Source organism: Rhizobium sp. NZLR1b (genome assembly GCF_019685155.1).
Lineage (GTDB): Bacteria > Pseudomonadota > Alphaproteobacteria > Rhizobiales > Rhizobiaceae > Rhizobium.
Window position 1 is genome coordinate 65,963 of record NZ_JABDWC010000014.1, and the last position, 16,308, is coordinate 82,270.

Annotated in this window: 14 protein-coding genes and 2 pseudogenes; 4 read left to right on the forward strand and 12 right to left on the reverse strand. The window is 62.3% G+C overall.

Going from position 1 to position 16,308, the window contains the following annotated elements; all coding sequences use genetic code 11:
• Nucleotides 1-48: 48 nt before the first annotated feature.
• The 3 genes from HJB84_RS19915 (at nt 49) to HJB84_RS19925 (ending at nt 2,556) form a co-directional block, all read left to right on the forward strand.
• Nucleotides 49-945, forward strand: coding sequence for a LysR family transcriptional regulator (locus HJB84_RS19915; protein ID WP_221116676.1), 897 nt, complete (start codon nt 49-51; stop codon nt 943-945).
• A gap of 172 nt (nt 946-1,117) precedes the next feature.
• Complete coding sequence (locus HJB84_RS19920; RefSeq protein WP_221116677.1) at nt 1,118-1,972, forward strand: helix-turn-helix domain-containing protein; 855 nt, start codon at nt 1,118-1,120, stop codon at nt 1,970-1,972.
• 38 nt (nt 1,973-2,010) lie between these two features.
• Nucleotides 2,011-2,556 carry a YbhB/YbcL family Raf kinase inhibitor-like protein gene (locus HJB84_RS19925; RefSeq protein ID WP_221116678.1) on the forward strand — a complete coding sequence of 182 codons (546 nt, stop codon included), beginning with the start codon at nt 2,011-2,013 and terminating at the stop codon, nt 2,554-2,556.
• Nucleotides 2,557-2,905: 349 nt separating this feature from the next.
• Here the strand turns inward: HJB84_RS19925 and HJB84_RS19930 are convergent, their stop codons facing one another.
• From HJB84_RS19930 to HJB84_RS19955, 6 genes and pseudogenes are all read right to left on the reverse strand, one after another.
• A complete protein-coding gene (locus HJB84_RS19930; RefSeq protein ID WP_221116723.1) occupies nt 2,906-3,718 on the reverse strand; it encodes an aldo/keto reductase in 813 nt (270 codons plus the stop codon).
• A gap of 124 nt (nt 3,719-3,842) precedes the next feature.
• Nucleotides 3,843-4,358 (reverse strand): annotated as a pseudogene (locus HJB84_RS19935) (dihydrofolate reductase family protein); the annotation flags it as partial.
• Nucleotides 4,359-4,546: 188 nt separating this feature from the next.
• Nucleotides 4,547-4,995, reverse strand: a pseudogene (gene rpiB, locus HJB84_RS19940) (ribose 5-phosphate isomerase B).
• Nucleotides 4,996-5,060: 65 nt separating this feature from the next.
• Nucleotides 5,061-6,623, reverse strand: a complete 1,563-nt coding sequence (gene guaA / locus HJB84_RS19945) for a glutamine-hydrolyzing GMP synthase (RefSeq protein ID WP_221116679.1) — start codon at nt 6,621-6,623, stop codon at nt 5,061-5,063.
• 113 nt (nt 6,624-6,736) lie between these two features.
• Nucleotides 6,737-7,375 (reverse strand): 5'-methylthioadenosine/S-adenosylhomocysteine nucleosidase, encoded by a 639-nt coding sequence (locus HJB84_RS19950; protein ID WP_207582571.1) that lies wholly within the window; start codon nt 7,373-7,375, stop codon nt 6,737-6,739.
• Nucleotides 7,372-7,821 (reverse strand): PaaI family thioesterase, encoded by a 450-nt coding sequence (locus HJB84_RS19955; RefSeq protein ID WP_003544704.1) that lies wholly within the window; start codon nt 7,819-7,821, stop codon nt 7,372-7,374. The genes HJB84_RS19950 and HJB84_RS19955 overlap by 4 nt, the downstream gene beginning before the upstream one ends.
• A 219-nt stretch (nt 7,822-8,040) precedes the next feature.
• Here HJB84_RS19955 and HJB84_RS19960 point away from each other — a divergent pair, with 219 nt between their 5' ends.
• Nucleotides 8,041-9,117, forward strand: a complete 1,077-nt coding sequence (locus HJB84_RS19960; protein WP_221116680.1) for a DUF2252 family protein — start codon at nt 8,041-8,043, stop codon at nt 9,115-9,117.
• 59 nt (nt 9,118-9,176) lie between these two features.
• Here the strand turns inward: HJB84_RS19960 and HJB84_RS19965 are convergent, their stop codons facing one another.
• The 6 genes from HJB84_RS19965 to HJB84_RS19990 all read right to left on the reverse strand — a co-directional run bounded on the left by HJB84_RS19965 (nt 9,177) and on the right by HJB84_RS19990 (nt 16,295).
• Nucleotides 9,177-10,256 (reverse strand): DUF1513 domain-containing protein, encoded by a 1,080-nt coding sequence (locus tag HJB84_RS19965; protein WP_207582573.1) that lies wholly within the window; start codon nt 10,254-10,256, stop codon nt 9,177-9,179.
• A 4-nt stretch (nt 10,257-10,260) separates the two neighbouring features.
• Nucleotides 10,261-11,364 carry an imelysin family protein gene (locus HJB84_RS19970; protein WP_207582574.1) on the reverse strand — a complete coding sequence of 368 codons (1,104 nt, stop codon included), beginning with the start codon at nt 11,362-11,364 and terminating at the stop codon, nt 10,261-10,263.
• Complete coding sequence (locus tag HJB84_RS19975; protein ID WP_207582575.1) at nt 11,364-12,902, reverse strand: di-heme oxidoredictase family protein; 1,539 nt, start codon at nt 12,900-12,902, stop codon at nt 11,364-11,366. The genes HJB84_RS19970 and HJB84_RS19975 overlap by 1 nt, the downstream gene beginning before the upstream one ends.
• Nucleotides 12,903-12,948: 46 nt before the next feature.
• On the reverse strand, nt 12,949-14,223 hold the full coding sequence (locus HJB84_RS19980; RefSeq protein WP_207582576.1) for an imelysin family protein: 1,275 nt from the start codon (nt 14,221-14,223) through the stop codon (nt 12,949-12,951).
• A 266-nt stretch (nt 14,224-14,489) separates the two neighbouring features.
• Nucleotides 14,490-15,779: an RsmB/NOP family class I SAM-dependent RNA methyltransferase gene (locus HJB84_RS19985; RefSeq protein ID WP_207582577.1), complete on the reverse strand. Its 1,290-nt coding sequence runs from the start codon at nt 15,777-15,779 to the stop codon at nt 14,490-14,492.
• Between the two features lie 153 nt (nt 15,780-15,932).
• Entirely contained in the window at nt 15,933-16,295 is a 363-nt protein-coding gene (locus tag HJB84_RS19990) for a septal ring lytic transglycosylase RlpA family protein (protein WP_221116681.1), read from the reverse strand.
• Nucleotides 16,296-16,308: the final 13 nt, after the last annotated feature.

Sequence of the window (16,308 nt, forward strand, 5' to 3'; positions counted from 1 at the left end):
GTTGATTAAGTTGCCAATACCGGATGCCTTGGTTAAAACTGCTAACCAATGATCGACGATCTCGAAGGCATTTCAGTCTTTCTCGCCGTGGCGGAAGCGCGGAACTTCCGGCTGGCCGGTGAGCGACTTGGCGTCACCCGCTCCGCCGTCAGTCAGGCTCTGCAGCGTCTGGAGGATCGTCTTGGGGTCGCGCTGGTCCAGCGCACGACGCGCAGCGTTAGCCTGACCGAAGCCGGCGACGTGTTCTTCGAGGCGGTTCGCCCATCGGTCCGGCAGGTCAAGGATGCGATGCAGACGGTGCGGGAGATGCAGGCGCGCCCGAGCGGCCTGCTGAGGATCACCGTTTCCTCGATCGCCGAGAGTTTTCTGTCCGGCACCTTGTTGGCCGGGTTCATGCAAGCCTGCCCTGAGATCAAACTCGATATCACCGTCACCGATGACGAATTCGATATCGTCGAGGCCGGCTTCGACGCCGGTGTCCGGCTCGGCGAAGTCATCGAGCAGGATATGATCGCGATCTCGGTCTCCGAGCCGCAGCGCCAATGCGCGGCCGCATCCCCCGCCTACCTTGAGCGCCGCGGCCATCCCCGCCATCCCAGCGAACTGCAGGATCACGCCTGCATCGGCTGGCGACCTCGCCCCGATACGGCGCCTTATCGCTGGGAGTTCACCGAAAATGATCGCGACTTCGACGTCGCGGTCGATCCCGCCGTCACCACCAACGACATGGGGATGATGATCCGCATGGCCTGCGCCGGCGCCGGGATCACCTTCGGCATGGTGGAAACCTTTGAGGCCTATATCGAACGCGGCGAACTCGTGCCGCTGCTCGAAGATTTCTGCCCGCCCTTCCCGGGCTTCTATCTCTATTATCCCAGGCGCCAGAGGCAGCCGCTGAAGCTGCGGGCGCTGGTGGAGCATATCAGGAAGTCCGCTAGGCATTAGATATGGTCGAGCCCTGCCCGAACCCGGTACGATCCCAGCGAATTTCCCGAGGATGAGAGCGGCTGGCTCCTGCGGCATAGGCCCCGGCTCAAGGTTGCCCCAGTCACGCGGTTTTGCTATTTCCCCATCGCTAAGGATCAGGGGCGAGGGGCATCCTGTTGCCGGAGAACCTATGCTGGACGACGTCTTTCCCATTCCGACCAGGGCCCTGATCCGTCAGGGTGGACGCGCCTGCTTTTCTCGTCTCGTCAGCACGAGCCCCTTGTTGATCCAGGTGCAATCCGGAACGAAGATCGTCATGGCGGATGATAAGGCTTTGCGCCTCGAGGCGGGCGCATATGCCTTGCTGCCCGACTATCGACCGTTGACCATGGAGAATATTCCCAGGGCGCCGCAGAAATATCAGACCCTGGCGCTTCCTGTCCCCAGACCGCTCTTCGAAGATGCCTATAGCAGCATGGGGTCGGTGGCCGTTCCATCGCGGCCTATCCCGGCAGGCGCCTCAAACCTGCCGGAGGAAGCAGCGGCATTGTTTGACTATTGCTGTCAGCCCGGCAATCTGACGCGGCTTCCCGGCGTTATTGCCAAGGCTCGTCTGATGGAACTCGTCACCTGGTTTGCGCTCTGCGGAGCGGTGCTGGGTCAATGCCAGAGCCCTCGGCTCGAGGATCGGCTGAGGCAGATGATTGAAGGTGATACGGCCTTTGATTGGACGCTGGGGCAGGCGGCGCGCGCCTTCAATATGAGCGAGGCGACGCTCAGGCGTAAGCTGGCCGTCGAGGATACCGGTTTCAGCGAGATCTTGAGCGATACAAGAATGAATCGCGCCCTGGGCCTCATTCAAACCACAACCCTGCCGATGGCGCAGGTTGCGCTTGAGGTCGGCTACGATTCCCCGTCGCAATTTTCGGCGCGGTTCAAAGAGCGGTTTGGCGTCAATCCGCGCCACGTGCGGGGCGGATCTGAGCGTTTTGAGCGGATCGGGGCAGAAGTTGAGCATAGCGGGGCAGATGCACCTGCTTCGTGACGATAGCTTTCCTGCATTATCAACCGCAGGAAAACAGCATGCGTTCCATAATAGCAGTCCTTCTCGCCGCGTCCGTCTTCGGCGCCACCGCCGCCCATGCCGAAATGAAGCTCACCTCGAAAGATCTGACTTCAGGCAAGTCCATGGCCGATGCGCAGGTCTTCAACAGCTTCGGCTGCGCCGGCAAGAACATCTCGCCGGAACTGGCCTGGTCGGGTGCTCCCCAGGCGACCAAGAGCTTCGCCGTCATGGCTTACGATCCGGATGCTCCAACGGGTTCGGGCTGGTGGCATTGGTCGGTGTTCAACATTCCCGCGGATGCCTCGGAGATCGCCACCGGCGCCAGCGGTGACAAAAAACTTCCCACAGGCGCCGTGGAAGGCCACACGGATTTTGGTGTCTCAGGGTATGGCGGCGCCTGCCCGCCGGCCGGCGACACGCCGCACCATTACCAGTTCACCGTCTACGCGCTTTCGGTTGACAAGCTGCCGCTTCCCGATACTGCGCCGGGCGCCATGGTTGGTTTCTATGTCAGGGCAAACACGCTCGACAAGGCCTCCGTCGAGGTCACCTACGGCCGCTGAGCTTGGCATCGCAGCCGTCATCCCTAGTGCATGTCGCCCTGAAGTGTGCGGCGGTTCTGGGATAACGATATGCATAGAAACAAAGGACTAAAGCGCGGCGCATGAATCAAGTTTGATGCGCCGCGCTTTAGATCAGGATAATTTTAGGCCTGATCGGCCTAGAATCTGAATCCCGATCTAAATCAAAGCAATAGAGCATGATGTCATAAGAAAACCGCGCACACTTTGCGGCATCATGCTCTGGATGACAAACAGCCGGCCGAGGTGAGTGAACCTCGGCCGTTACTGCTGACGACGATCCTGACCGGCCAAACAGCCATCCGTGTTGGCGGTCTGCCTTACGTCCAGATCATCCGAGGTGTCGCGGATCGCCGCTCGGCCAGGCCACCCCGTCACCGAGGTCCATCGTTTCGATGGCGCGCATGTCGTTTGCGTCGATAGCGAATACGAAGATGTCGAGATTCTCGCGCATGCGTGCCGGGTCCATGGTTTTGGGAAGAACCGCAAAGCCCTTCTGCACGCCCCAGCGGAGCAACAACTGAGCTTCCGTGACGCCGTATTTTGCCGCCATTGCCTTAAAAGGCGATGCCGCTTCGGCCCCCGCTGCTTTCATCTCCTCGGTCTTGGCGCTTTCTTGACCGTCTTTCGCCCGCCACGTCGAGAGCGGCACCAGGGAACTGTAGGCAATCGGTGCGATGCCATTGTCGGCAAGATAAGCGACCAGATCCGGCTTCTGCGACCAGGGGTGCAACTCGATCTGGTTGGCTGCCGGCAGAGGCAAACCGGCAGCCTTGATCTCGTCGATATGCGCCTCCGTGAAATTGCTGACGCCGATCGCTCTGATCTTGCCCTGTGACTTGAGGTCGACGAGGGCGCGCCATTCGTTCAGCCGCTCGGTGCCCCCGGATGGCGCATGGATGAGGTAGAGGTCGAGATAGTCCAGCTCCAATGCGGCAAGGCTTTTTGCAAATGCCGCCATGATGCCTTCGTAGGTCTTCGGCGCATCACCCCAGGCAGCATTGCCGGGCCAGACCTTGGTGGTCACGAAAATGTCCTTTCGGGCAAGACCCGCGGCGGTGAGGCCGGCTTTGATGCCTTGGCCGACGCCCGCCTCGTTCTGATAGCCCTCGGCCGTATCGATATGACGGTAGCCGGCAAGAATGGCAGCCTTGACCGTGGCTGGGGCATCCTCGGCAGAGACGTGGAAGGTGCCGAAGCTGCGCCACCGCGCCCCCGGGAAAAGCCTTCGAGCTCATCAGCTTGAGAGGCGCTGGGGCGGGGAGTTCGCAGAACAGCGGCAGGCCTTTGCCCAGCGCCACGGGGATCACAAGCAGGGCGAATTGATCGACCAGTCCCTGGGCGACAAGACTGCGGGCAAAGCTGACGCCGCCGTGGGCGATGATCGGCTTGCCCTCCTGGGCCTTCAACTTGGTGATTTCCTCCGAGAGCTCACCGCTCGCCACATAGGCCTCCGCCCAACTGCTTGCGCCGGGCTGCAATTCCGCAGACTGTCCGGTCCCCTTGGCGCTGATGTCATCGAGCGCCGCCGTGACATTCGTGAGGATCGCCGGCCCCTGTCGTGAGAAGACGGCCTTGGGGATCTGGTTCATCGGCGGCCCGAACGCCAGGGTGGAGGTCGGCCAGAAGGGGGCCATGGAAAGGAAGCTGCGGCTGCCCATAATGTGCAGGCCGGCATTCCCTATAAACTCGATGCTCCAGGCCTTCGCCTCCCGATCGAAGCCGAACATCCATGTGTTTCGGCCGTCCAGGTCACTGATGAAGCCGTCGACCGATATGGACATCTTCAGGATCAGGTCTCTCACGGCGCTCTCCTCCTTGGGTGCTGACCCAAGGACGCACCAGATCGACAAGATCCGACATCACACGATCGTTTTGTAGCCGTCGGCCCTTCTGTCGCCGCCGGCCCGGGCATTCCTCTGCCGCTGAGCCTACTCGACATCTTCTCCCAAAGAAGACGCAAGGAACGACGCTACTCCTCCAGCGCCCCAATCATTTCCACCCGCGTCGCATGCCGACCGCCCTCGAACTGGGCGGTTAGGAACGCATCTACGATGTCGAGCGCCAGCCCTTCGCCCACCACACGCACACCAATCGACAGCATGTTGGCATCATTGTGCTGTCGGATCATGCGGGCTGAAAACGTGTCGGCGCAGATGCCGCAACGGATACCCTTTACCTTATTCGCTGCCATCATGATGCCCTGGCCGGTGCCGCATAGGATGATGCCAAACCGGCAATCACCAGAGGCGACGAGCCGCGCCGCCGCTCGCCGTGTTTGGGATAGTGGGTGCTTTCCGGCGTCGTCGGTCCGATGTCGACCACCACCCAGCCATGTGCCGCGATATGGGCGGCAATGGCCTGTCGGAGCTGAATGGCCGTGTGGTCGCTAGAGAGGACAATACGATTGTTGGCTGTCATGGAGAAGTCGTCCCGTTTCCCCGAAGCAATTTAGCGGGCTGGGCGAGTTGGATCAACTCAGCCCTTCATTCCCACTCGATCGTGCCAGGCGGCTTCGATGTCACATCATAAACCACGCGGTTGATGCCGCGCACCTCGTTGATGATGCGGGTCGCGGCGCGGCCGAGGAATTCCATGTCGTAGTGGTAGAAGTCCGCCGTCATGCCGTCGACCGAGGTGACGGCGCGCAACGCGCAGACGAATTCGTAGGTACGTCCGTCGCCCATGACGCCGACGGTCTGGACCGGAAGCAGCACGGCGAAGGCCTGCCAGATGGCGTCGTAGAGGCCGGCCTTGCGGATTTCGTCGAGATAGATCGCATCGGCCTCGCGCAGGATCTCCAGCTTTTCGCGGCTGATGCCGCCTGGGCAGCGGATCGCAAGGCCGGGGCCGGGGAAGGGGTGGCGGCCGATGAAGCTGTCGGGCAGGCCGAGTTCGCGACCGAGCGCCCGCACCTCGTCCTTGAACAGTTCGCGCAGCGGCTCGACGAGCTGCATCTTCATGCGATCCGGCAGGCCGCCGACATTGTGGTGCGACTTGATCGTCACAGACGGGCCGCCGGTGAAGGAAACGCTTTCGATCACGTCGGGATAGAGCGTGCCCTGGCCGAGGAAATCGGCGCCGCCGAGTTTCTTTGCCTCTTCCTCGAAGGTCTCGATGAACAGCCGGCCGATGATCTTGCGCTTGGTTTCCGGGTCGCTGACGCCTTCGAGCTCGCCGATGAAACGGTCGGAAGCGTCGACATGCAGCAGATGCAAATTGTAGTGCTCGCGGAACATGGCGACGACGCCGGCCGCCTCGTCCTTGCGCATCAGGCCGTGGTCGACGAGGATGCAGGTCAGCTGGTCGCCGACCGCCTCGTGGATCAACAGCGCCGCGACTGAGCTGTCGACGCCGCCCGAAAGGGCGCAGATGACGCGCTTGCCGCCCACCTGCTTGCGGATCTCATCGACTGCCTTCTGGCGATAGGCCGACATCGACCAGTCGCCCTTGAGGCCGGCGATGTTGTGGATGAAATTACCAATCAGCTTGGCGCCGTCGGGCGTATGCACGACCTCGGGATGGAACTGCACGCCGTAATATTTGCGCTTCTCGTCAGCGATGAAGGCGTAGGGCGCGTTGGAGGAGGTGGCGACCACCTCGAAACCCTCAGGCAGCGCGGTGACGCGGTCGCCATGGCTCATCCACACCTGGTGGCGCGAACCGGAGGACCAGAGGCCCTCGAACAGCTGGCAGTCCTTGTTTACCTCCAGGAAGGCGCGGCCGAATTCGCGGTGATGGCCGCTCTCGACCTTGCCGCCGAGCTGCATGCACATCGTCTGCTGGCCATAGCAGATGCCAAAGACCGGCAGGCCGCTGTCGAAGATGATCTGAGGCGCTCGCGGCGATCCCTCGTCCACCGTCGAAGCCGGGCTGCCGGAGAGGATCACGGCCTTCGGCTGCAGGCGCTTGAAGCCCTCTTCGGCCGATTGAAAGGGAACGATCTCGCAATAGACGCCGGCCTCGCGCACGCGTCGTGCGATGAGCTGGGTCACCTGGCTGCCGAAATCGACGATGAGAACGGAGTCGGGATGTGCTGTCTGGGTCATGGCGAGGCTTTAATGAAAAGCGCTTCGCCTTGCAATCCGGGAAATCGGCGGCATTGGTTTTTATTGTTCCGATTGTCCCTCGCGCGTCTGAAAAGACGCGCGGCTTTTAGGGCTCAGAACCAGAAAACTCCGTCCTCCAGCGCCGTGAACAGGCTGTCGACGCCGTAGGAGAGCTTGCGGTCGACGATGTGCAGATATTCGGTCCAGCCCGAGATGTGCTGCAGTTCGACCGCGCCGTCGGAAATGCCGCGCAGGCCGATCAGCGGCAGCTTGTAGCCCTGGCAGGCGCGCAGCACCGCAAAGGTTTCCATGTCTACCATGTCGGCGTCGATATCGGTATAGGCCGCGCCTGAGATCACGTTGCCGCCGGTGGAAAGGCTTGCTTCCGGAATGCCCGGGATGCGCAGCGGCAGTTCGAGCACCGCCGGCAGGTCGAGAAAGGGTGTCCTGCCCTTTTCGAAGCCGAGCGGCGAGGCGTCCATGTCGCGATAAGAAACCGAGGTTACCTGATAAATTTCCGTCTGCTCCAGTTTCGCCGAGCCGGCCGAGCCGAGGGAAACGACGAGATCGGGCAGGTCGTCGGCCGCATCCAGCCGCGCCAGCGTCTTGGTCAGCGCGACCGCCGCCTCGACAGGGCCGACGCCGGTCATCAGAGGTTCGATGCGCGAACGCAGGAAGGGGCCGTATTCGGCCTCTGCCGCCATGACGAAAAGCATGGACTTTCCCGCGACCGACTTCAGCTCGAACTTCATCCCGTAATTCCTTCTCTACCGCGGATCACCATCATCGTTCCTGTCATCGAGGCGATGAGCTTCGCCGGCCCGTCGCTGATTGCGTAGCCTCGCCCGTCTGCGACGATGATGGTGGAGCCGGGTTTGGTGATTTCCCCGCGAAACAGGAAACGATCGCCACGCCCCGGCGACATGAGATTGACCTTGAACTCGATCGTCAGGATCGAAGCTTCGGGGTCGATGACGCTATAGGCGGCGAAACCGCAAGCCGAATCGAGCGCTGCGGAAATGATGCCTGCGTGCAGGATGCCGTGCTGCTGTGTCAGTTTGACGTCGAAGGGAAGCTCGATTTCGACGACGCCATGCTCGACGCGCGTCAGCTCTGCGCCGATCGTCTCCATCGCCGCCTGCCGCGCAAAATTGCGGCGGATTCGCGCGCGGAAATCGCCCCTGTCAGTCTCGCTCATGGCTGCCCCTCTTGCAGCGGCGAAAGTGGCATGGCGGGCCGGATTCGACAAGCTGCACATTGCTGAAATCGGTCTCAGCGGCGATGGAAAGCTGCGGCCGTGTCGCCGGGGCCACCGTTCGCCTTTCCGTCACCATGCAAGCTGGTGCGAAGACGATTGCAGCTTCGCGCCCAGCGCGTATTCTCCGCGTCGGATCTCGAAAGGATGGAGCGCCGGCGCATGACGACGATATCGCAATCGGTCCGGAATTTCGAGACTTGGCTGGCCGGCGAACTCGGGGCCGATCTCGTCGCGGACGATCTCCGGGAGAAGCACGAGAAGATGCGAAGCGGCGGCTTCGTCTTCCTGCGCGCCACCTATTGGCGCTGGTGCGAGACTATCCTCGATATCTGCCCGGAACTCGCCCGCGCGCCCGAGGTGCTGGCGATCGGCGATACCCATCTGGAAAATTTCGGCACCTGGCGCGATGGCGAGGGCCGGCTCGTCTGGGGCGTCAATGATTTCGACGATGCGGCGGTGATGCCTTATACGCTGGATCTCGTTCGCCTTGCGGCCAGCGCTGTGCTGGCGCGCGGCGACGATGGTCCCTCGGTTCGGATGATCGGCGAATTGATCCTGAGCGGCTATTGCAGGGGCCTTGAAAATCCGCTGCCCGTCATCCTCGAGCGCGATCACAAATGGCTGCGCAAGGCGCTGATGCTGCCGAATTCCGAACGTCGGGAATTCTGGGAGAAATATGAAATGCTGCTTCCCGGCAGCGAGCCTCCGCCCTCCGCCTATGTCAAGGCGCTCGCAGATGCACTGCCGCTCGGCTCAGGCAGCTTCGTGGCGAAGCCACGCAGCGGCGGCACCGGCAGCCTCGGCCGGCCGCGTTTCGTCGCCTATGCCGAATGGCAGGGCGGACCGGTGCTGCGAGAGGCCAAGGCGCTGCTGCCGTCCGCCTGGTCGCTTCGCCACAGACCACAGGACGTGGCGATCCATGCGGGCGAGATCGCCGACGGGCGGATGCGGTGCGTCGATCCGCATTACCGGGTTTCCGGCCGCATCCTCGTACGCCGGATCTCGCCGAACAGCTGCAAGATCGAAATCGACCGGCACCCCGAAATCCTGCTTTCGCCGACGATGCTCGAGCTGATGGGCTTCGAGATCGCCAATTGCCATTCCAACGATGCGGCAGCGGTCGCCGTGATCCTTCGGGATATCCAGACACGCGGAAACGAATGGCTGCATGAGGCGGCAAGGGCCGCGGCCTCGAGCATCAGCGCCGAGCAGAAGGCCTATGTGCGCGACGGTTGATGCATGTCGCCCTGATGTGTGAGCGGTTTTCGCGCGAGATCACGCTCTACGTCGCTGGTTCAGATCCGAACGATGTGCTGATCCCAGGCGACGTCGCTGCGGGTCGACAGGAAATCGCCATCATAGGAGGAGACGGCAAAGCCGCTCTTTGCCGGCGCGATGCCGGCCGCATCCGGAATGCTGGTTTCGGCGAGCACCTTGCCCGTCCTTGCGTCGAGGGTCACCGAGGCGCCGCCCTTCGGCGAGGTGATACCGACGAGGCCCTCACTGCGATTGACGGCAATCGCTCCGACGTAATTGGCGAGCCTGCGCGTCGTCTGCTCCGGCAGGTCGATGAAGGTAAGGTCCTCGCCCTTGGTGAAATGGCCGACGAGCGGCGGCAAATCCTTGCGGTGACCCTCGTACTGGCAGGCAAACCAGATGCGGCCCCTGTCATCGAGATCGATGTGGCGGGTGGAGAGTTCTGCCCATTCCGCCGGCAGCACATGTTTTTCGACCAGAGCACCGGTCGCGGCATCGATCAGCACCAGCGACGGCTGCATCTCCCCGAGATTGAGCTTGGTGCGGCCGAAATCCGGATGCGTCTCGATGCCGCCATTGGCGACGATCAGAAGACGTCCGTCGTCGGAGACCGTCATGTCGTGCGGGCCGATGCCGTAGGTCTCGAATTCGCCGATGCGGGTGAAGCGGTCGGTGGCGTCGTAGAGGCCGATCATGCCGCGATTGCCGTCGAAGTCGTTCTCGCTGGCGTAGAGCAAACGACCATCGGCGGAGAAGGCGCCGTGGCCGTAGAAATGCCGGTCTTCCCGCGAGCTGATGACAATCGGTTCGGCCTTATTTCGCGGATCGAAAATCATCGCATAGGTGCCCGGCCGGCGGGCGAAGGCGACGGTCCTGCCGGTGGCGGCACTGAAGGCCATGCCGTGAGCCCGGGCGGGAAGCTTGACCTGATCGATGACCTCGCCGCGCTCTGTCACAGTCGCGACGGCAAAGGAGCCGTCGGCCGCACGAATGCCCGAGGCATAGACCGCGTCCGCCCGCTCCAGGGCCATCAGCGATTTCGGTGCCAGGGTGGCGAGGAAGCCGAGCCCGGCCGCCTTGACGAAATCGCGTCGGTTCATCGCAGCACTTCGCATCATTGGTTCAGTCCCCGTCCGAAAAGGAAAAGCCGGCCGAAAGGCCGATGGCGGCGCCATATTCGTCGCTGATCCGGGTGATCAGATCGCGGCTCTCGGCCAGCAGCGTATCGAGCTTGGCCTTCTCCGCATCGCTTAAGGCGGCATCGATGTCGGGATTGAGTTTCGGCACGCTGTCGAGCAGCGATTTGAAATCCTCGTCGATTGAGGCGGCGATCGGCTGTTTGTCCGGCGGCAGAAGTTCGGCCATGCCGGCCTTCTGCCAGAGCGTGCGCAGTCCCTCCAGATTGGCGGCCATCGATTTCCAGGTGTTTTTCGAGCGCCAGTAGATCGCCATGCGCGGGCGCGGTGCGGTGTCCTTGCCCTTGTAGAACTGTTCGAGCCGCTGGTCGCGGACATTCTCCGCGCCGTGGACGAGAATGCCGAGCAGCGCGGTCACCGCTTCCTTGTTGTCCATGAAATCGTTGCTCTGCGGGCCTGGATGTTTCCAGCTCGCCTGCACGCCGTCGGGCTTTTCCCAGGCGGCGACGACTTCGCCGGCCTCACGCTGGATGTTTCCGGCAACCGCCTGGCCGTAAAGGCAGCGGAAGCCGCCCTTCTGCTTGACGAGATCGTCGGCGCCATTGCCGTAAAGCACGTATTCCAGCGCCGTCAGGCCCTGCAGCGCAACGCTCTTGCCGGCGATCGCATCGACCGCCGCATCCTTCGGATCGGCCTTGGCGATCAGCGCCTGCACCTGCTTCAGGCCGACGCCCTTGCGGTCGGGGTAAAACAGGATGTGCTCGAAGAGATTGTCCTGGATGACAGGCCCGGTCTGGACGATCTCGATGATCGACCAGTAGCGGATGGTGTCGTCAAATGTGGATTTGGCCTTGTCGAGCGTCTGCTGCGTGCCGTCGTCGCAGAGATCCTTCATCGCCGTCGTCAGCCGGGCGGCCGATTGCTGCATGTTGCGATAACCGGGGCGGATGACTTCGTCGACGGCGCGCTGCATGACCGCCGGAACGGCATCCTCGTTCAGCCCTGCCGGAGGGGTGGCGGCGGTCTGGGCGACCGCCGATGTGGCCAGGCCGATCAGAGTGAGGCAGAGCAGGGGGTGCCAAAGGCGCATCAAAGTGACTCCAGGAATGTAATCAGGGCCGCCCTGTCGTCTTTTGACCGGGAGGAGAAAGCGTTGCGGGCCTTTTCAGCTTCGCCGCCATGCCAGAGGATCGCCTCGGTGAGATCCCTCGCACGGCCGTCATGCAGGAAAAAGCTGTGTCCGCTGACCGTCCGGGTCAGTCCTATACCCCATAGCGGTGGTGTGCGCCATTCACGTCCGCTTGCAAGACCGACCTGCTGCCCGTCGGCAAGCCCGTCGCCCATATCGTGCAGAAGAAAGTCGGAATAGGGCCAGATCAGCTGGAAGGATTGCGCCTTGTCGGGCGAATCCCTGCGGGTGACGAATTTCGGCACATGGCAGGAAATGCAGCCGCTGTCGTAGAAGATCCGCTTGCCCTTCAGCGTCTCGGGAAAGCTCGCCTTGCGGCGGGCCGGAACGGCAAGGTTTTCGGAATAGAAGGTCACTAGGTCGAGAATGGGATCCGGTGCCTCTTGCGCCCCCAGCCGTTTCTGTACGCCGGTCGGCATATCAAGGCATTTCTCTTCCGCCTTGGTGCAATCGCCCTGCGCATTCGGCTGATCGGATGTCGAGATGCCGATATCGCTGGCAAAGGCATCGGCACTCTGGTCGCGCACCGTGGCGTTCTGCGCCTTCCAGCCGAACCGGCCGAGTGTAACCTCGCCGCTGCGGTGGTCGCGCACCATCGCCGCCTTGCCGGAGATGCCGTCGCCATCGGCATCGTCTGGGTCGGCATGGGCAAGGATATCGGCCTCGGGAATCGCCTCGATCAGCCCAAGGCCGATCATGGCCGAGGCGACACGCGGCGAAATTGTCGTCGCCTGATCGAGCGATCCATAGGCAAGGTTCGTCACCGCATAATGCGGCCGGCGCAGCGATACGGTCTCGCCATCGCCGAGCGTCACCTTCTCTTCATCATAGTTGATTGCCATCCGGCCTTCGGCAGCAAGGCCGGGAACGGCAAAGTCCTGCAGCTGATGGCCATAAACGGGATCGGGGAAGTTGACGACGTCAGCTCCCGCGATCGCCTTTTCCTCGTCCGGCGTTGCGGCTGCTCGCGAAAGCCGCAGCAGCATCGAGACAGCACTTGGGCCACCCTCCGGCGGTTTGCCGCGGCCGTCATTGACATGGCAACTGATGCAGGAGCGGGCGTTGAAAAGCGGCCCAAGGCCATCGGAGGCCTGCGTCGAGGAGGGAGCGGAAACCCAGAGCTTGCGGAAGAGCGAATTGCCGAGCCTGAAATTCTGCTCTTCCTCGAAGGGGATGTTGGCCGAAATATGCGAGAAGCTGTCTTCGGTGACCGGGTCGATCGAAGTCGTAGCACCCGCCTGCATCGCTTCGTATTGCTCGGCCTTCGAAAAATCCTTGGTCGGCCGCGTCACGTCGGCGACGCGCTTGAGATCGGCTTCGGAAAGGTCGATGCGTTTCGCCGGCAGATCGAAACCGGCGGCAAGTGCTGCGGAAAAACCGGCAAGCGTGGCGCAGAGTACTGCGCTGGCGATCAATCGGCGGGCCGGGGCATGCGACATTTCAGGGTTCGGGCCGCTCCGTTATCGAAGCGGCCCGCCTTTTTGCTTATTTGAAGACGGCGTTAGGATTATCCAAGCTGTCGGAACCTTCAAGCTGAACCGTGCCGAGATCGAGTGCGGCAATAACGCGCTGCACCGATTTCGTCTGGTCGATCAGCCCGGCGATGGCGGCCTGGACGACGGCATTGCCTTCCTTGTTGCCCTCACCGATCATCTGGTCGTATTTCTCGACCGTCTCGCCGCGCTTTGCCATGGCATTCATCGCATCGAGCGTCTTGTTGAGCTTGTCTTCCATCTCGGCGTCGAGCGCCTTGTCCTTGGCGGCCACTAGATCGTGCAGCGATGGACCGCTGAGCTTGGTGCCGTCGACCCGGGTATAGTTGCCGGTATAGGCGGCGGCGATGCCGATCGCGTCGTTCAGATGCGAGTTGTAGGTATTGTCCGAGAAGCAATCATGCTCTTCTTCCGGATCGTGCAGCAGCAGGCCGAGTTTCATGCGCTCGCCGGCCAGCTCGCCGTAGGAAAGCGAACCCATGCCCGTCAGGATCGCGACGAGACCGGCCTTCGGGTCGGCTTCGACATTCTTCGTCGCAGCGCCGTCCGCCTTCCAGTTGTCGGTCATTTCCTGCAGGTCGGACACCAGCAGGGTGGAGGCGGATTTCAGATATTCGGCGCGGCGGTCGCAATTGCCGTGCGTGCAGTTCTTCAGGTCGTAATCCGTTGCCGGGCGGTTGCCCGCGCCAGGTCCCGTGCCGTTCAGATCCTGGCCCCAGAGCAGGAATTCGATGGCGTGGTAGCCGGTCGCGACATTGGCATCGATGCCGCCGGCCCCGGCGAGCGTGCCGGAGAGGAATTCCGGCGTCAGCTTGGAAGCGTCGACATCCTTGCCGTCGATCTTGATCGTCTTGTTAGCAATGACATTTGCCACATAGAGCGAATTTTCGTCGCTCTCGCTGCCATAGGAGGGATCGACATAATCGATCAGGCCTTCATCGAGCGGCCATGAGTTGACCTCGCCTTCCCAGTCGTCGACAATCGGATTGCCGAAGCGATAGACTTCCGTCTGCTGATAGGGAACGCGCGCCTTGATCCAGGCGTCCCGGGCTCCCTTCAGCGTCGCGTCGGTCGGCGCCTTCAGGAAAGCGTCGATTGCGGTATCGAGCGCCTTTGCCGTCGTCAGCGAGTCTTCGTATTTCGCATGTCCGACGTCGGCATAGTGTTTGACCACAGCGGCAGCATCGGTCTCGGCATGGGCGGGCAGGGCGAGCAGGGCGGCGGGGGCAATCGCCAGCACGGCTGCGCGGAATGTGTTGAGCTTCATGATCCTCTCCTGTGACGGATATTCCGTCTAGCGCATCGGCCCGAAAATCGGCATCGATTTTCGGAAAGCACGATGCGCCGATTCAAACTGTTACAGCGTCCTTTGCGCGTCTGATAAGACGCGCGGCGCTATAATCGGGCTCCGTCTCTTCGCCCAAAAGCAAACTTGTGTCAAACACTCTAGTTTGGAATGATTGTAAGATTGGATAGCCGCCGCAGGCACGCTCTTCCAAGCGCATCTGCTTGAAAAAGCGGCAGCAACCGCCCTCAGCCCTTCCGCTGCATGCGGCAGAAGAAGAAGCCGTCCGTATCGGTGGAGGCGGGCGTCAGCGTCACCGTCAGGCCGTCGGAAGAGTGCGGACGTGAGACGTCTTTCCCGAAGAGCGCATCCCAGGCGGGCAGGGCGCTGACGATCTGGAAATCAGGATGGCCAGCCGTAAAGCGGCGCACCTGTTCCTCGTTTTCCTGGGGCAGCACCGAGCAGGTGACGTAGATCAGCTCGCCGCCTGGCTTGACGAAGCCACTTGCCTGCGTCAGCGCATCCTGCTGCTGGGCGGTGCGTTCGTCGAGGTTCTTTGCCGTCAGCCGCCATTTCGTATCGGGGCGGCGGCGCCATGTGCCGGTGCCGGTGCACGGCGCGTCGACCAGCACCTTGTCGCAGCGCCCGGCAAGGCTGGAAAGCGCCCTAGCGTCGTCATGCACCTGGACATTGCGCGTGCCCGCCCGCTTCAGCCGCTCGATGATCGGCGCCAGCCGTTTGCGGTCGGCGTCATAGGCGTGAACCTGCCCCTTGTTCTGCATGGCGGCCGCCATGGCGAGCGTCTTGCCGCCGCCGCCGGCGCAATAGTCGAGAACCTGGTCGCCCTCATGGGCAAGCACCAGGTCGGCGACGATCTGCGATCCTTCGTCCTGAACTTCGAACCAGCCCTTTTGGAACGAAAGCTCGGCTGTCACGTTGGGTAGACGCGAAGCGCCTTCGCCGGCGGCAATCCGGATGCCGTAGCGAGCGATCTTCGCCGCCTGCGCGCCGGCTCGTTCGAGCGCCTTGACGGCCTTGTCGCGGGAGGACTTCAGGATGTTGGCGCGCAGATCGAGCGTCGGGCGGGCGGCAAGCGCCTGTGCCTCGGCGAGCCAGCTGGCGCCGAAGGCTTGTTCGAAGGAGGATTGGACCCATTCGGGGATATCACCGCGGATATGCGGCGGCGCATCGTCGAGCGAGCGGCTGGCAAATGCCGCAGCGGCATCGGCGTTCAGCGGCGCCGGCGCAAATTTGTCGTCCGCCAGTTCGGCGGCAAGGCTGTCGGGTGTGAAACCCCATTGGCGGAACATGACGGCATGGGCAATGGCTGCAGCGCTGTCGTCATCCATCAGCCAGGCATGGGAAAGCCGCATGCGCAGGGCGTCATAGACGATGTTGCCGATTGCGGCACGATCGCCGGAGCCGGCGAAACGATGCGCGAGGCCCCAGTCCTTCAGCGCGTCGGCGACGGGCCGCTTGCGGGCATCGATATCCGCGAGCACAGAAATCGCCCCTTCGAGGCGGCCGCCCAGACGCATTCAAAGTCTCCTAATTGCCATGGCCTGCGACCGATCCGCACGGGCGCGACAGGCGCGGGGCGGAATGTTCACAAGTCTCAACCGCGTGGTAACCGCGATTGACGGCAAGAGCAAGCGCCGCTGACGGCGCAGCTGGTTGTCCGGCAGTACGCCTTAGCTGATTACCTGGTAGCAGACCTTCGCCGTGCCGGAGCTCACCATGCCGATATTCTGGGCGGCGGCGCGCGACAGGTCGAGCACCCGGCCGCGGATGAACGGACCGCGATCGTTAATGCGAACGACGACGGTGCGGCCATTGTTGCGGTTGGTGACCTTCACCTTGGTGCCGAACGCAAGCGAACGATGTGCGGCAGTCAAGACGGCAGGGTTCATACGTTCCCCGGAAGCAGTTTTGGAGTGAAGTGCGTACCATGAAGCACCGCCGCAACCATCTCCAGCAAAACTCTCCGCCGGAAGCACGGAAGAGCAGGCTGCAATAGTTACGGCAGCGATAATAGAACGACGTATTTTCTTCAAAACAGAGTATCCC

Excerpts from the sequence above, each read along its gene's own strand:
- HJB84_RS19970 (WP_207582574.1), bottom strand. The coding sequence starts at position 11,364 with ATGCGCCTTTGGCACCCCCTGCTCTGCCTCACTCTGATCGGCCTGGCC.
- guaA (WP_221116679.1), bottom strand. The coding sequence starts at position 6,623 with ATGACCCAGACAGCACATCCCGACTCCGTTCTCATCGTCGATTTCGGC.
- HJB84_RS19915 (WP_221116676.1), top strand. The coding sequence starts at position 49 with ATGATCGACGATCTCGAAGGCATTTCAGTCTTTCTCGCCGTGGCGGAA.
- HJB84_RS19975 (WP_207582575.1), bottom strand. The coding sequence starts at position 12,902 with ATGTCGCATGCCCCGGCCCGCCGATTGATCGCCAGCGCAGTACTCTGC.
- HJB84_RS19965 (WP_207582573.1), bottom strand. The coding sequence starts at position 10,256 with ATGATGCGAAGTGCTGCGATGAACCGACGCGATTTCGTCAAGGCGGCC.
- HJB84_RS19925 (WP_221116678.1), top strand. The coding sequence starts at position 2,011 with ATGCGTTCCATAATAGCAGTCCTTCTCGCCGCGTCCGTCTTCGGCGCC.
- HJB84_RS19960 (WP_221116680.1), top strand. The coding sequence starts at position 8,041 with ATGACGACGATATCGCAATCGGTCCGGAATTTCGAGACTTGGCTGGCC.
- HJB84_RS19950 (WP_207582571.1), bottom strand. The coding sequence starts at position 7,375 with ATGAAGTTCGAGCTGAAGTCGGTCGCGGGAAAGTCCATGCTTTTCGTC.
- HJB84_RS19980 (WP_207582576.1), bottom strand. The coding sequence starts at position 14,223 with ATGAAGCTCAACACATTCCGCGCAGCCGTGCTGGCGATTGCCCCCGCC.
- HJB84_RS19920 (WP_221116677.1), top strand. The coding sequence starts at position 1,118 with ATGCTGGACGACGTCTTTCCCATTCCGACCAGGGCCCTGATCCGTCAG.
- HJB84_RS19955 (WP_003544704.1), bottom strand. The coding sequence starts at position 7,821 with ATGAGCGAGACTGACAGGGGCGATTTCCGCGCGCGAATCCGCCGCAAT.
- HJB84_RS19985 (WP_207582577.1), bottom strand. The coding sequence starts at position 15,779 with ATGCGTCTGGGCGGCCGCCTCGAAGGGGCGATTTCTGTGCTCGCGGAT.